Source organism: Robertmurraya siralis, from assembly GCF_005502275.1.
Classification (GTDB): Bacteria; Bacillota; Bacilli; order Bacillales; family Cytobacillaceae; genus Robertmurraya; species Robertmurraya siralis.
Genome location: NZ_SWLZ01000019.1, coordinates 61301 through 74446, shown reverse-complemented (window position 1 = coordinate 74446; position 13146 = coordinate 61301). Strand labels below are relative to the sequence as shown.

9 protein-coding genes and 1 other annotated feature (1 of these 10 running past the window's edge) are annotated in these 13146 nt (G+C 41.0%); all 9 genes read left to right on the top strand.

Features of this window, described 5'->3' with window-relative positions:
- Positions 1-101 (top strand) — a sequence feature (ribosomal protein L10 leader region) (it extends 50 nt beyond the left edge of the window).
- Between the two features lie 126 nt (positions 102-227).
- The 9 genes from rplJ to fusA all read left to right on the top strand — a co-directional run bounded on the left by rplJ (position 228) and on the right by fusA (position 13042).
- A complete protein-coding gene (rplJ, locus tag FCJ93_RS18310; protein WP_095313695.1) occupies positions 228-728 on the top strand; it encodes a 50S ribosomal protein L10 in 501 nt (166 codons plus the stop codon).
- Positions 729-789: 61 nt separating this feature from the next.
- The gene (gene rplL, locus FCJ93_RS18305) at positions 790-1155 is read left to right on the top strand and encodes a 50S ribosomal protein L7/L12 (protein WP_095313699.1); all 366 of its coding nucleotides are present in this window, start codon (positions 790-792) and stop codon (positions 1153-1155) included.
- A 93-nt stretch (positions 1156-1248) separates the two neighbouring features.
- Positions 1249-1854: a class I SAM-dependent methyltransferase gene (locus FCJ93_RS18300; protein ID WP_095313702.1), complete on the top strand. Its 606-nt coding sequence runs from the start codon at positions 1249-1251 to the stop codon at positions 1852-1854.
- Positions 1855-2127: 273 nt separating this feature from the next.
- A complete protein-coding gene (rpoB, locus tag FCJ93_RS18295; RefSeq protein ID WP_095313704.1) occupies positions 2128-5685 on the top strand; it encodes a DNA-directed RNA polymerase subunit beta in 3558 nt (1185 codons plus the stop codon).
- Between the two features lie 129 nt (positions 5686-5814).
- Positions 5815-9414: a DNA-directed RNA polymerase subunit beta' gene (gene rpoC, locus FCJ93_RS18290; protein WP_095313706.1), complete on the top strand. Its 3600-nt coding sequence runs from the start codon at positions 5815-5817 to the stop codon at positions 9412-9414.
- Between the two features lie 220 nt (positions 9415-9634).
- A complete protein-coding gene (locus tag FCJ93_RS18285; RefSeq protein WP_095313708.1) occupies positions 9635-9883 on the top strand; it encodes a 50S ribosomal protein L7ae-like protein in 249 nt (82 codons plus the stop codon).
- A gap of 102 nt (positions 9884-9985) precedes the next feature.
- Positions 9986-10408 carry a 30S ribosomal protein S12 gene (gene rpsL, locus FCJ93_RS18280; protein ID WP_095313710.1) on the top strand — a complete coding sequence of 141 codons (423 nt, stop codon included), beginning with the start codon at positions 9986-9988 and terminating at the stop codon, positions 10406-10408.
- Between the two features lie 38 nt (positions 10409-10446).
- Entirely contained in the window at positions 10447-10917 is a 471-nt protein-coding gene (gene rpsG, locus FCJ93_RS18275) for a 30S ribosomal protein S7 (protein WP_019157082.1), read from the top strand.
- 46 nt (positions 10918-10963) lie between these two features.
- Positions 10964-13042: an elongation factor G gene (fusA, locus tag FCJ93_RS18270; protein ID WP_095313712.1), complete on the top strand. Its 2079-nt coding sequence runs from the start codon at positions 10964-10966 to the stop codon at positions 13040-13042.
- The last annotated feature ends 104 nt before the right edge of the window (positions 13043-13146 follow it).

The window sequence follows — 13146 nt, the reverse complement described above, 5'->3', positions numbered from 1 at the left end:
TTCCCTACCGAGGTCATACGATAGATGAATGAATTAGTTGTACTGCGACTATTGTATACTTCCTCCATGTCTGTTTGATGTGGAGGTTTTTATTTTATTTAGCCGGATTTGACCTCGGGCTGAATAAAATAAAGTCTCCGGCGGATGCCTTCTTACCTGAGTGGGCGCAAAACCGCCAAGGCGCATTTGAATCGGTATAAGTGTAGAAATCTACAGGAGGTGTAAAGATGGGCAACGCTATCGAACAAAAGCAAACAATCGTTGACGAAATTGCTGGTAAATTAAAATCAAGTGTTTCAACAGTTGTTGTTGATTACCGTGGTTTAAACGTTGCAGAAGTAACTGAACTTCGTAAACAGCTTCGTGAAGCTGGAATCGAATTCAAAGTGTACAAAAACACTTTAACTCGCCGTGCTGCAGAAGCTACTGAACTTACTGGATTGAATGAGGTTCTTACAGGACCAAACGCAATTGCGTTCAGTACAGAAGATGTAGTTGCACCAGCGAAAATTCTTAATGAATTTGCGAAAAAGCACGAGGCTCTTGAAATTAAAGCAGGTGTTATCGAAGGAAATGTAGCAACAGTTGATGACATTAAAGCTCTTGCAGATCTACCATCCCGCGAAGGCTTACTTTCTATGTTACTCAGCGTGCTTCAAGCACCTATCCGCAACCTTGCTCTTGCTACAAAAGCTGTGGCAGATCAAAAAGAAGAACAAGGCGCATAAATCAGAAATTTTGATTGGGTTTTAAAAATAAACGAAAACATTCCAAGGAGGAAATTAAATCATGACTAAAGAACAAATCATTGAAGCAGTTAAAAACATGACTGTTTTAGAATTAAATGACCTAGTAAAAGCTATTGAAGAAGAATTTGGCGTAACTGCTGCTGCTCCTGTAGCCGTTATGGGTGGAGCTGCTGCTGGCGGTGCTGCTGAAGAAAAAACTGAATTTGATGTTGTTCTTGCTTCTGCAGGAGATCAAAAAATCAAAGTTATCAAGGTTGTTCGTGAAATCACAGGTCTTGGACTTAAAGAAGCAAAAGAACTTGTTGATAACACTCCAAAACCACTTAAAGAAGGAGCTTCTAAAGAGGAAGCTGAAGAAATCAAAGCTAAGCTTGAAGAAGTTGGAGCTGGCGTAGAGGTTAAGTAATTTCGTTCATGAATAAAAAGCTCGCTAATACAGCGGGCTTTTTTGTGTTTCAGTATAAAGTTTTTTATAATGCATGTAGAAAGAGGTGGAACGATGTCTGAACATTATTATTCACGGGAACAGAGGGTTGAGAGTAATCCGAAGCATTGGAACTTTACTTTACGAGGGTGCGATCTGAAATTTAAGACGGATAATGGTGTTTTTTCAAAAGGAGAGGTCGATTTTGGGTCAAGGCTATTGGTGGAATCGTTTCGTTTGCCGGAAATAGCGGGCGATCTTTTGGATGTTGGCTGCGGCTATGGTCCGATCGGATTGGCTTTGGCGAAAGATACAGGACGTCATGTCCATATGGTCGATGTCAACGAAAGAGCTTTATCCTTGGCGAAGGAGAATGCTGAAATAAATGGCATATCGAAGGTATCGATCTATGAAAGTGACTGTCTCACAAATGTCAAGCAGCAACAATTTGCTGCGATCTTAACGAATCCGCCTATTCGCGCTGGTAAAAAAATCGTTCATCAAATTTTTGAACAAAGCTTTTCTTATTTGAAGGATGGGGGAGAACTTTGGGTTGTCATTCAAAAAAAGCAAGGAGCTCCTTCTGCAATTGAAAAAATAAGCGCGCTTTTTGGTGATGTAGAAACGGTTGAAAAGAAAAAAGGTTATTTTATTTTACGTGCAAAAAAATATTTGACTTGACATTTTCACTATGATAATATTATACAATGCCAACATAATATAAACTGGTGTAATTACTAATTTCAACGAAAATTGTATAAAGTTGGTTTAGTAAGGAAAAACTAACAAAATAATAGTTCGTAATGTGAAAAATGTGGTTTTTGAGAATAAAACCCTTTTTCTTTTTTGTCTTATAAGATAAGGCCTTTTGGATTGTTTTAGCCAATCAAGGCGCCTTTATTCTATAAGACAGCAATAGATGCACTATAACGCTTGATTTGAGGGGTGAATCAGTTGACAGGTCAACTAGTTCAGTATGGACGACACCGTAGGCGGAGAAGTTACGCACGAATCAGTGAAGTATTAGAATTACCAAATCTTATTGAAATCCAAACCTCTTCTTATCAATGGTTTTTGGATGAAGGATTGCGTGAGATGTTTCAGGATATTTCACCGATCGAGGACTTCACTGGTAATCTGTCTCTTGAGTTTATTGATTACAGCCTTGGCGAACCAAAGTATTCCGTTGAGGAATCGAAGGAACGAGATGTTACATATTCAGCGCCATTGCGAGTAAAAGTTCGTCTTGTCAATAAAGAGACGGGCGAGGTGAAGGATCAGGATGTCTTCATGGGAGATTTTCCTTTGATGACAGAAACCGGAACCTTTGTTATTAACGGGGCGGAACGGGTTATCGTTTCGCAATTAGTACGCTCTCCAAGTGTGTACTATAGCGGAAAAGTTGATAAAAATGGTAAAAGAGGTTTCGCTGCCACTGTAATTCCGAACCGTGGTGCTTGGTTAGAGTATGAAACTGATGCCAAAGATGTGGTTTACGTAAGGATAGATCGTACGAGGAAATTACCTGTTACGGTTCTTTTGCGTGCACTTGGGTTTGGTTCTGATCAAGAGATTCTTGATTTAATCGGAGAGAACGAATACATTCGTAATACTCTCGAAAAAGACAACACAGAAGGCACAGATAAAGCGTTATTGGAAATTTATGAGCGTCTACGTCCAGGTGAACCACCGACCGTAGAGAACGCGAAAAGCTTATTGGTTTCTCGATTTTTTGATCCGAAGCGCTACGATTTAGCGAATGTAGGGCGTTATAAGATTAATAAGAAACTTCACATAAAGAATCGTTTATTTAATCAGCGTTTAGCAGAAACACTTGTCGATCCTGAAACAGGCGAAATCATTGCTGAAAAAGGAGCGCTGCTTGATCGACGTACCTTAGATCGTATTATTCCACATTTAGAGAAAAATATTGGTTTTAAAACGATCACTCCTGTTGGTGGTGTCGTTGAGAACGATGTTTTACTTCAATCAATTAAAATATATGCTCCAAATGAAGATGGAGAGAAAGTTATTAATGTTATTGGAAATGCCTATGTAGAAGAAGCTGTCAAGAACATTTCTCCGGCAGATATCATTGCTTCTATTAGTTATTTCTTTAACTTGCTCTATGGAGTAGGGGACACAGATGATATCGATCACTTAGGAAACCGTCGTCTTCGTTCAGTTGGTGAGCTTTTACAAAACCAGTTCCGCATCGGGTTGTCTCGTATGGAGCGTGTTGTTCGTGAAAGAATGTCGATTCAAGATACGAATACGATTACTCCACAACAATTGATCAATATTCGTCCAGTGATCGCTTCTATTAAAGAATTCTTTGGAAGCTCACAGTTGTCTCAATTTATGGATCAGACGAATCCATTAGCGGAGCTTACGCATAAGCGTCGTCTATCTGCATTAGGACCAGGTGGTTTAACGCGTGAACGGGCAGGGATGGAAGTGCGTGACGTTCACTATTCCCACTATGGCCGTATGTGTCCGATTGAAACACCTGAAGGGCCAAACATCGGCTTGATCAACTCTTTATCTTCCTATGCAAAGGTGAACCGCTTTGGTTTCATTGAAACTCCTTACCGTCGCGTTGATCCTGAAACAGGAAAAGTAACGAATCAAATTGATTACTTAACTGCTGATGAAGAAGATAACTACGTTGTAGCCCAAGCGAATGCGCGTTTAGCTGAAGATGGCTCTTTCTTAGATGAAGATATTATTTCACGTTTTCGCGGAGAAAATACAGTTGTAAAAAGAGAACGTATTGATTATATGGATGTTTCTCCTAAACAGGTAGTATCTGCTGCAACTGCATGTATCCCGTTCTTGGAAAACGATGATTCGAACCGTGCCCTGATGGGTGCGAACATGCAGCGACAAGCGGTACCACTTATGCAACCAGAGGCACCGCGTGTAGGTACAGGGATGGAGTATGTCTCCGGTAAAGATTCTGGAGCTGCTGTTATCTGTAAGCACGAAGGTATTGTTGAGCATGTGGAAGCAAGAGAAGTATGGGTTCGTCGCATGACTGTCGTAGATGGTCAAGAAGTGAAAGGGAACCTTGATAAATACCGGATGTTGAAGTTTGTCCGTTCTAACCAAGGTACTTGTTACAACCAGCGTCCAATCGTCGCTGTTGGCGATCGTGTGACAAAAGGAGAAATTCTTGCAGATGGACCTTCGATGGAACTTGGAGAACTTGCGCTTGGACGAAATGTATTAGTTGCATTCATGACATGGGATGGTTATAACTATGAGGATGCCATTATCATGAGTGAACGTCTTGTTAAAGATGATGTTTATACTTCAATTCATATTGAAGAGTATGAATCAGAATCCCGCGATACAAAATTAGGACCAGAGGAAATCACTCGTGATATTCCAAACGTTGGGGAAGATGCGCTAAGAAATCTTGATGAGCGTGGGATTATTCGCATCGGTGCGGAAGTAAAGGACGGGGATTTGCTAGTCGGTAAAGTAACCCCTAAAGGAGTAACAGAGCTTACTGCGGAAGAACGTTTATTACATGCGATTTTCGGTGAGAAGGCTCGTGAAGTTCGTGATACATCGCTTCGTGTACCACATGGTGGCGGAGGGATTGTTCATGACGTAAAAGTCTTCAACCGTGAAGATGGTGATGAACTTCCTCCAGGTGTGAACCAGTTAGTTCGTGTTTATATCGTTCAAAAACGGAAAATTCACGAAGGAGATAAAATGGCCGGACGTCACGGTAACAAAGGGGTTATCTCTCGTATTTTACCAGAAGAGGATATGCCGTATTTACCGGATGGAACGCCAGTTGATATTATGTTAAACCCACTAGGGGTTCCTTCTCGAATGAACATCGGTCAGGTGTTAGAGCTTCATTTAGGTATGGCTGCGAGACAGCTAGGCATTCATGTAGCTTCACCGGTATTCGACGGTGCAACTGAGGAAGATGTGTGGTCCACGATAGAAGAAGCAGGAATGGATCGCGACGCAAAAACAATCCTTTATGATGGCCGGTCTGGTGAGCCGTTCGATAATCGCGTTTCTGTCGGGGTTATGTACATGATTAAGCTTGCTCACATGGTTGACGATAAGCTCCATGCTCGTTCAACAGGTCCTTATTCACTTGTTACTCAGCAGCCACTTGGTGGTAAAGCTCAGTTCGGTGGACAAAGATTTGGAGAAATGGAAGTTTGGGCATTAGAGGCCTATGGTGCGGCTTATACCCTACAAGAAATTTTAACCGTAAAATCCGATGACGTCGTTGGTCGTGTGAAAACATACGAAGCGATCGTCAAAGGTGAAAATGTCCCTGAACCAGGTGTCCCTGAATCATTCCGCGTATTGATGAAAGAACTTCAAAGCTTAGGGATGGATGTTAAAATCCTTTCTGGCGATGAAAAGGAAATTGAAATGCGCGATTTAGAGGATGATGAAGAGGGGCAAGTAGAATCATTAACCGTCGCTCCTGTCAGTGAGGAAATAGAATCCGAAAAAGTTGGGATACAAGAATAACTTACACTGTACGAGTTCATGAAATCATGCGCAGTTTCTCTCTGTTGTTACGGGGGGAAACTGCGGAAAATTGTAATCATAGATTAGCAAAAAGGGTAAAACCTGTAGATCAAAAGGGAGGTAGGCCCCTTGCTGGATGTCAATAATTTTGAGTATATGAAGATCGGTCTAGCTTCACCCGACAAAATTCGCTCTTGGTCATTTGGTGAAGTGAAAAAACCAGAAACAATTAACTATCGTACATTAAAACCAGAAAAAGATGGTCTTTTCTGCGAACGTATTTTTGGACCACAAAAGGACTGGGAATGCCATTGCGGAAAATACAAACGTGTTCGTTATAAAGGCGTTGTTTGTGACCGCTGTGGTGTTGAAGTTACCAGAGCTAAGGTTCGTCGTGAGCGTATGGGACATATTGAATTAGCTGCTCCTGTCTCACATATTTGGTATTTCAAAGGAATCCCAAGCAGAATGGGATTAATTTTAGATATGTCTCCACGTGCTTTAGAAGAAGTCATTTATTTTGCTTCGTATGTGGTTACTGAACCAGGTGACACACCGCTAGAAAAGAAACAACTTTTATCTGAGAAAGAATACCGTGCATATCGTGATAAATACGGTAATAAATTTCAAGCTTCTATGGGTGCAGAATCGATTAAAAAGCTTTTGACTGATATCGATCTCGATAAAGAAGTTGATTTCTTAAAAGAAGAATTAAAAACAGCTCAAGGTCAACGTCGTACAAGAGCGATTAAACGACTTGAAGTGTTAGAAGCATTCCGTAATTCAGGAAATGAGCCATCTTGGATGATTTTAGATGTGCTTCCAGTTATTCCACCGGAGCTTCGCCCGATGGTTCAATTGGATGGGGGACGTTTTGCGACATCCGATTTAAATGATCTATATCGTCGAGTGATTAACCGCAATAACCGCCTAAAGCGGCTATTAGATTTAGGAGCACCAAGCATCATCGTACAAAACGAAAAACGTATGCTTCAAGAAGCTGTCGATGCATTAATTGATAACGGTCGTCGTGGGCGCCCAGTTACTGGACCGGGTAATCGTCCGTTAAAATCTCTTTCACATATGCTTAAAGGGAAACAAGGACGCTTCCGTCAAAACCTTCTTGGTAAGCGTGTTGACTATTCAGGACGTTCCGTTATCGTAGTTGGACCGAACCTAAAGATGTATCAATGCGGATTACCGAAGGAAATGGCGATTGAACTATTTAAGCCTTTCGTAATGAAGGAGCTTGTTGAAAAAGGATTAGCTCATAATATCAAATCGGCAAAGCGTAAAATCGAGCGTTTATCTCCTGAGATTTGGGATGTGCTTGAAGATGTCATTAAGGAGCATCCGGTTCTTTTAAACCGCGCCCCTACTCTACACAGACTTGGGATTCAGGCCTTTGAACCAACTCTTGTAGAAGGTCGTGCTATTCGCCTTCACCCACTTGTATGTACAGCATACAATGCGGACTTTGATGGTGACCAAATGGCAGTACACGTTCCGTTATCTGCTGAAGCACAAGCAGAAGCAAGACTTCTTATGCTTGCAGCACAAAACATTCTCAACCCTAAGGATGGGAAGCCGGTTGTTACTCCATCGCAGGATATGGTCCTTGGTAACTATTACCTTACACTAGAACGTGAGAATGCTGTTGGCGAAGGAATGGTCTTTAAGGATACAAATGAAGCATTAATTGCTTACCAAAACGGTTATGTTCATCTGCATACTCGTGTAGCTGTTCATGCAGGATCTTTAAATAACGAAACATTTACAGAAGAACAAAATAATATGCTTCTTATTACAACAGTAGGTAAACTGATTTTTAATGAGATTTTACCAGAATCATTCCCTTACATTAATGAACCTACAAAAAGTAATTTAGAAGAGGAAACTCCGAAGAAATACTTTGTAGAAAAGGGTGCGGATGTAAAAGAAATCATTAAAAGCTTACCGTTGGTAGACCCATTCAAGAAGAAAATTCTTGGGAATATCATTGCTGAAGTATTTAAGCGATTCAAAATTACTGAAACCTCTAAAATGCTTGACCGCATGAAGAATCTTGGTTTCAAATATTCTACAAAAGCTGGTATCACAGTTGGTGTAGCAGATATCGTTGTATTGAAAGAAAAGCAAGAAATTATCGAAGAAGCACAAAGCAAAGTAGATAACGTGATGAAGCAATTCAGACGTGGATTAATCACGGAAGATGAGCGCTACGATCGGGTAATCTCTATTTGGAGTGCAGCGAAAGATAATATACAAGCAAAACTGATGAAATCATTAGAGAAGACAAATCCAATCTTTATGATGAGTGACTCAGGTGCCCGTGGTAACGCATCAAACTTCACCCAGCTTGCTGGTATGCGTGGATTGATGGCGAACCCGGCTGGACGTATCATTGAGTTGCCGATTATCTCAAGTTTCCGTGAAGGTTTGACCGTATTAGAGTACTTTATCTCTACGCACGGTGCCCGTAAAGGTCTTGCAGATACTGCACTTAAAACGGCTGACTCTGGTTACTTAACACGCCGTCTTGTCGATGTAGCTCAAGATGTCATCGTTCGTGAAGATGATTGTGGCACAGATAGAGGCTTGTTGGTAAGTGCATTACGTGATGGAACAGAAATTATCGAATCTCTAGATGAGCGCCTAATCGGTCGTTATGCTAGAAGAGCGATTAAACACCCTGAAACGAATGAAGTAATTGTTCCAGAAAATGAATTAATCACAGAAGATTTAGCTGCTGAGATTACGGAAGCGAATATTGAAGAGGTATGGATTCGCTCAGCCTTTACATGTAATACTCGCCACGGCGTATGTAAAAAATGCTACGGTCGTAACCTTGCAACTGGTCAAGAAGTTGAAGTGGGTGAAGCGGTTGGTATTATCGCTGCTCAATCCATTGGTGAGCCAGGTACACAGTTAACAATGCGTACATTCCACACAGGTGGGGTTGCTGGAGACGATATTACACAAGGTCTACCGCGTATTCAAGAAATCTTTGAAGCACGTAATCCAAAAGGTCAAGCGGTTATATCTGAAATTGAAGGTGTTGTCGTCGGCATTAATGAAGGCCGTGATCGCCAACATGAGATCGTTGTTCAAGGGGAAATTGAATCACGTACGTACACGGCTCCTTATACTGCTCGCTTAAAGGTTGTTGTTAATGATCGTGTAGAACGAGGTCAGGAACTCACAGAAGGTTCAATCGATCCGAAAGAACTTATTAAAGTAAAGGATGTAACAGCTGTTCAAGAGTACTTGCTTAAAGAAGTACAGAAGGTATATCGAATGCAGGGGGTTGAAATTGGCGATAAGCACGTGGAAGTAATGGTTCGTCAAATGCTTCGCAAAATCCGTGTCGTCGATGCAGGGGAAACAGATGTTTTACCAGGTTCCTTACTCGATATTCACCAATTTACAGATGCAAACGAAAAAGCCTTGCTTGAAGGAAAATTACCAGCAACCGGTCGTCCAGTATTGCTTGGTATCACGAAAGCTTCCCTTGAAACAGATTCCTTCTTATCCGCTGCGTCTTTCCAAGAAACGACAAGAGTTCTTACAGATGCTGCGATTAAAGGAAAACGTGATGAGTTACTAGGATTAAAGGAAAATGTCATTATTGGTAAACTTGTTCCAGCCGGTACGGGTATGCAACGCTACCGTAAAGCGGAACCAGTTGCCGCAATCGAAGAATCTGAAGATGTTGTAACAGTTGAGTAAAGTTAACAATGAACAATGCGGTGCTTACCAAATGGTGAGTACCGCATTTTTAGAATGGGTTTTGAAATAGCTGTGTGAGTGGAAGAGTTGAAGCGGAGCAAAAACTAACAATGACAAACCACTTCTAATAAAATTTTTAAACTTTTATTGACATTGGTTTTAGAAAATGCTAATATAGCAAAGGTGCTCCTATTACCTGTTACTTTGGAGGATATGATCGATGTCTTATGAAAAAGTATTGCAGGCGAAAAAAATTATAGTAGGAACAAAGCAGACGGTAAAAGCGCTGAGGAATGGAAACGTAAAAGAAGTACTAGTGGCGTCTGATGCTGATCCCCATGTGACAGCTTCAGTTGTAAGTACAGCTAAAGAAACAAACACCCCGGTAATCTATGTTGATTCTATGAAATCACTAGGGAAAGCTTGTGGCATAGAAGTTGCCGCATCTACCGTTGCGATAACCCATTAAAAACTGTTTTTGCAGATTAACTGCAAGGACTTTGTTTTTTGTTTCAAAATGAACCACCTGGATGTGTGGGCTTAAATGAAAAAGTGAAGGGAGGAAACATAAATGCCTACTATTAACCAATTAGTGCGCAAGCCTCGTAAATCAAAAGAGGAAAAGTCAAAATCACCAGCACTTAACAAAGGTTATAACAGCTTCAAAAAAGCACAAACTGATGTATCATCTCCACAAAAACGCGGTGTTTGTACTCGTGTTGGTACAATGACTCCGAAGAAACCGAACTCAGCGTTACGTAAATATGCTCGTGTGCGTTTAACAAACGGCATTGAGGTAACTGCATATATTCCTGGTATCGGACACAATCTTCAAGAGCACAGTGTAGTATTAATCCGCGGCGGACGTGTAAAAGACTTACCGGGGGTACGTTATCACATCGTTCGTGGAGCTTTAGATACAGCTGGAGTAAACAACCGTATGCAAGGTCGTTCTAAATACGGTACGAAGAAACCAAAAGAATCAAAGAAATAAAAACTTAAAAATAAGCTTCTTTGAAAGGAGGAAGAAATATGCCACGTAAAGGTCCTGTAGCAAAAAGAGATGTATTACCAGATCCAATTTACAATTCAAAGTTAATTACTCGTTTAATCAACAAAATGATGGTTGATGGTAAAAGAGGTAAGTCACAATCTATCCTTTACTCATCATTTGATATTATTCGTGAACGTACTGGCAAAGACCCAATGGAAGTATTTGATCAAGCCCTTAAGAACATTATGCCTGTTCTTGAAGTAAGAGCACGCCGTGTAGGTGGATCTAACTACCAAGTACCAGTAGAGGTGCGTCCAGAGCGCCGTACTACTTTAGGTCTTCGCTGGTTAGTAAATTATTCACGTCTTCGTGGTGAAAAGACAATGGAAGAGCGTCTTGCTAACGAAATTCTTGATGCAGCTAACAACACTGGTGCATCAGTGAAGAAACGTGAAGATACACATAAAATGGCTGAAGCAAACAAAGCATTTGCACATTATCGTTGGTAATCTCTTTTTAATAAAAAATACACTCATATGGAAGGAGAAAAACTGAATGGCAAGAGAGTTCTCCTTAGAAAATACTCGCAATATCGGTATCATGGCTCACATTGATGCTGGTAAAACAACAACAACTGAGCGCGTACTCTATTATACTGGTCGTATTCATAAGATCGGTGAAACACATGAAGGTGCGTCTCAAATGGACTGGATGGAGCAAGAGCAAGAACGTGGGATTACAATTACATCTGCAGCAACAACTGCACAATGGAAAGGTCACCGCGTTAACATCATCGACACACCGGGACACGTAGACTTCACAGTTGAAGTTGAGCGTTCTCTTCGTGTATTAGATGGTGCGGTAGCTGTTCTTGATGCACAGTCTGGTGTTGAACCACAAACAGAAACAGTTTGGCGTCAAGCAACAACTTATGGAGTTCCACGTGTTGTATTCGTTAATAAAATGGATAAGCTAGGTGCGGACTTCCTTTATTCTTTAAAAACTCTTCATGATCGCTTGCAAGCTAACGCTGTAGCAATCCAATTACCAATTGGAGCAGAAGATGCGTTCGAAGGAATCATTGACCTTGTAGAAATGAAAGCTACTTTCTACGGAAATGACCTTGGAACGGATATTGAAGAGCGTGAAATCCCAGCTGAATATATGGATCAAGCTGAGGAATACCGTGAAAAGTTAATTGAAGCAGTGTCAGAACTTGACGAAGACTTAATGGAAAAATACCTTGGTGGTGAGGAAATCACTACGGATGAGTTAAAAGCTGCTATCCGTAAAGGTACTGTTAATGTTGAATTATACCCAGTTATTTGCGGTTCTGCTTTCAAAAACAAAGGTGTTCAAAAGATGCTAGATGCAGTCATTGATTATCTTCCATCACCATTAGATGTTCCTTCTATTAAAGGTACACTTCCTGATAGTGATGAGGTAGTTGAACGTCATTCAGACGACAACGAGCCGTTCTCTGCACTTGCATTTAAAGTTATGACTGATCCTTATGTTGGTAAATTAACATTCTTCCGCGTATATTCTGGTACATTAAGCTCTGGCTCATATGTACAAAACTCTACAAAAGGTAAGCGTGAGCGCGTAGGACGTATTCTACAAATGCATGCGAATAGCCGTGAAGAGATTTCAATGGTATACGCTGGAGATATCGCAGCTGCAGTTGGTTTAAAGGATACAACAACAGGCGACACTTTATGTGATGAAAAAGCAACGGTTATCCTTGAATCAATGGAATTCCCAGAGCCGGTTATTGAATTGTCAATCGAGCCTAAGTCAAAAGCTGACCAAGATAAGATGACAACGGCACTTCAAAAACTACAAGAGGAAGACCCTACATTCCGTGCGCATACGAACCAGGAGACTGGTCAGGTTATCATCGCTGGAATGGGTGAGCTTCACTTAGATATCCTTGTAGACCGTATGAAGCGTGAATTCAAAGTTGAAGCTAATGTTGGTGCGCCACAGGTTGCTTACCGCGAAACAATCCGTACATCTGCTCAAGTTGAAGGAAAGTTCGCACGTCAATCAGGTGGACGTGGACAATACGGACACGTTTGGATCGAATTCTCACCAAACGAAGAAGGAAAAGGCTTCGAATTCGAAAATGGTATCGTCGGTGGTGTCGTTCCTCGTGAATACATCCCTGCTGTTCAAGCTGGACTTGAAGATGCTCTTGAAAGAGGACTTCTTGCAGGCTACCCAGTAGTAGATATTAAAGCAAGACTTTTTGATGGTTCATACCATGATGTCGACTCTTCAGAAATGGCGTTTAAAATCGCTGCTTCTATGGCCCTTAAAAATGCAGCATCAAAATGTAACCCTGTTATTTTAGAGCCGGTGATGAGAGTTGAAGTAATCATCCCTGAAGAATACATGGGAGATATTATGGGTAACATCACTTCCCGTCGCGGACGTGTTGAAGGTATGGATGCTCGTGGTAATGCGCAAGTTGTCCGTGCTATGGTTCCACTTTCTGAAATGTTTGGTTATGCAACAACTTTACGTTCAAGCACTCAAGGTCGTGGAGTATTCTCTATGCACTTTGACCACTACGAAGAAGTGCCAAAATCAATTTCAGAAGAAATCATCAAGAAAAATAAAGGTGAATAATTGATTTTCGCCTGTCTTTAAAGTATAACTACTTATGTACGAAGCTGTAGGAAAGGAATAACTTTTTCCTACGGCATCCATATACTTAAACTTTTCTATATTTA

Coding starts and splice junctions, on each gene's coding strand:
- rpsL (WP_095313710.1), top strand. CDS start 9,986: ATGCCTACTATTAACCAATTAGTGCGCAAGCCTCGTAAATCAAAAGAG.
- FCJ93_RS18300 (WP_095313702.1), top strand. CDS start 1,249: ATGTCTGAACATTATTATTCACGGGAACAGAGGGTTGAGAGTAATCCG.
- rplJ (WP_095313695.1), top strand. CDS start 228: ATGGGCAACGCTATCGAACAAAAGCAAACAATCGTTGACGAAATTGCT.
- rplL (WP_095313699.1), top strand. CDS start 790: ATGACTAAAGAACAAATCATTGAAGCAGTTAAAAACATGACTGTTTTA.
- rpsG (WP_019157082.1), top strand. CDS start 10,447: ATGCCACGTAAAGGTCCTGTAGCAAAAAGAGATGTATTACCAGATCCA.
- fusA (WP_095313712.1), top strand. CDS start 10,964: ATGGCAAGAGAGTTCTCCTTAGAAAATACTCGCAATATCGGTATCATG.
- FCJ93_RS18285 (WP_095313708.1), top strand. CDS start 9,635: ATGTCTTATGAAAAAGTATTGCAGGCGAAAAAAATTATAGTAGGAACA.